The organism is Acidovorax radicis N35, from assembly GCF_000204195.1.
Taxonomy (GTDB): Bacteria; Pseudomonadota; Gammaproteobacteria; order Burkholderiales; family Burkholderiaceae_C; genus Acidovorax; species Acidovorax radicis.
In genome coordinates, this window is record NZ_AFBG01000030.1 from 1 (window position 1) to 2,500 (window position 2,500).

The following is a 2,500-nucleotide window of genomic DNA, read 5'->3' on the forward strand; positions in this document are numbered from 1 at the left end:
AGCAGGTCAGTGGAACACCCTGGTCAATATTGGATTGGCACTTTGCGGTTTAGCTGGTCAAGATTGCATCGGCACCAACAGTCCTTGGGCAAATTTCAAGGAATTGGCGGCCCACATATGCCCGCGCGGGACGTTCAATTTCCTGCTGTCCAACGGCCAGGCGCTGTGGAGCCATGCCTCGACGAGCCTGTACTACATAGAGAGGCGGCACCCGTTCGGGCAAGCCCAGCTGAGCGACGAAGACGTTCGGCTGGATTTCTCTCGAGAGACCAGCGAGAGGGACGAAGTGGCCGTGATCGTGACGAGCCCGCTGACGACCAACGAGACGTGGACAGCCTTTGGCAAGGGAGAACTGCTGGTATTCGAGCAAGGCCGGCGGCTGAGCCTCTGAGCCTCAATGAATGAAGCACTTTGGATGTCACTGTTCCAAAGAATTTCACGCCCCCAAAGCAAAAAACCCCAGTCATTGCTGACTGGGGTTTTCTGGGCTGTAAGAGCCTGACGATGACCTACTTTCACACGGGAACCCGCACTATCATCGGCGCAAAGTCGTTTCACTGTCCTGTTCGGGATGGGAAGGAGTGGGACCAACTTGCTATGGTCATCAGGCATAACTTGGTGCTGGGCTGTTCATGGAACAGCCTGGCGAATTCATAGAGTTTGGAATCAGATTTTGTGTCTTTTGACTGCGTCAACTTGGCATAACAATCTTTGAGCTTTTCACACTTTCGTGTGTTGGCTATCAAAGTTATAGGGTCAAGCCGCACGAGCAATTAGTATCAGTTAGCTTAACGCATTACTGCGCTTCCACACCTGACCTATCAACGTCCTGGTCTTGAACGACTCTTTAGGGGGCTCAAGGCCCCGGCAGATCTCATCTTGAAACGAGTTTCCCGCTTAGATGCTTTCAGCGGTTATCTCTTCCACACTTAGCTACTCGGCAATGCCACTGGCGTGACAACCGATACACCAGAGGTGTGTCCACTCCGGTCCTCTCGTACTAGGAGCAGGCTTCCTCAAATCTGCAGCGCCCACGGAAGATAGGGACCAAACTGTCTCACGACGTTTTAAACCCAGCTCACGTACCTCTTTAAATGGCGAACAGCCATACCCTTGGGACCGGCTACAGCCCCAGGATGAGATGAGCCGACATCGAGGTGCCAAACACCGCCGTCGATATGAACTCTTGGGCGGTATCAGCCTGTTATCCCCAGAGTACCTTTTATCCGTTGAGCGATGGCCCTTCCATACAGAACCACCGGATCACTATGTCCTGCTTTCGCATCTGCTCGACTTGTCAGTCTCGCAGTTAAGCACGCTTATGCCATTGCACTATCGTCACGATGTCCGACCGTAACTAGCGTACCTTCGAACTCCTCCGTTACGCTTTGGGAGGAGACCGCCCCAGTCAAACTGCCTACCATGCACTGTCCCCGATCCAGATAATGGACCTAGGTTAGAACCTCAAACACACCAGGGTGGTATTTCAACGTTGGCTCCATGAGAACTAGCGTCCTCACTTCAAAGCCTCCCACCTATCCTACACAGATCTGTTCAAAGTCCAATACAAAGCTACAGTAAAGGTTCATGGGGTCTTTCCGTCTTTCCGCGGGGAGATTGCATCATCACAAACATTTCAACTTCGCTGAGTCTCAGGAGGAGACAGTGTGGCCATCGTTACGCCATTCGTGCAGGTCGGAACTTACCCGACAAGGAATTTCGCTACCTTAGGACCGTTATAGTTACGGCCGCCGTTTACTGGGACTTCAATCAAGAGCTTGCACCCCATCATTTAATCTTCCAGCACCGGGCAGGCGTCACACCCTATACGTCCACTTTCGTGTTTGCAGAGTGCTGTGTTTTTATTAAACAGTCGCAGCCACCGATTTTTTGCAACCCCGTTGGGCTCGCCTTGTACAGGTTCACCTACTTGGGGCATACCTTCTCCCGAAGTTACGGTATCAATTTGCCGAGTTCCTTCTCCTGAGTTCTCTCAAGCGCCTTAGAATACTCATCTCGCGCACCAGTGTCGGTTTGCGGTACGGTCGTCAATAGCTGAAGCTTAGTGGCTTTTCCTGGAAGCAGGGTATCACTCACTTCGTCTGCAAGCAGACTCGTTATCACCCCTCATCTAAGCCCGGCGGATTTGCCTACCAGGCACGACTACAGGCTTGAACCAACATATCCAACAGTTGGCTGAGCTAACCTTCTCCGTCCCCACATCGCACTATTGATCGGTACAGGAATATTGACCTGTTTCCCATCAGCTACGCATCTCTGCCTCGCCTTAGGGGCCGACTCACTCTACGCCGATGAACGTTGCGTAGAAAACCTTGCGCTTACGGCGAGGGGGCTTTTCACCCCCTTTAACGCTACTCATGTCAGCATTCGCACTTCTGATACCTCCAGCATCCGTTACCAGACACCTTCACAGGCCTACAGAACGCTCTCCTACCACTTGCAATAAATTGCAAATCCGCAGCTTCGGTAACTGGCTTAG

At 52.2% G+C, this 2,500-nt stretch carries 1 protein-coding gene and 2 rRNA genes (1 of these 3 cut by a window edge); 1 reads left to right on the plus strand and 2 read right to left on the minus strand.

Going from position 1 to position 2,500, the window contains the following annotated elements; translation table 11 throughout:
- On the plus strand, positions 1-391 hold a 391-nt coding region (locus ARADN35_RS26845; protein WP_010467302.1), incomplete at its 5' end, for a class II glutamine amidotransferase.
- A gap of 105 nt (positions 392-496) precedes the next feature.
- Here ARADN35_RS26845 and rrf read toward each other — a convergent pair.
- Positions 497-609: ribosomal RNA gene (gene rrf / locus ARADN35_RS0125550) — 5S ribosomal RNA — on the minus strand.
- Positions 610-752: 143 nt separating this feature from the next.
- Positions 753-2,500, minus strand: a 23S ribosomal RNA gene (locus ARADN35_RS0125555); it runs 1,131 nt beyond the window's last position.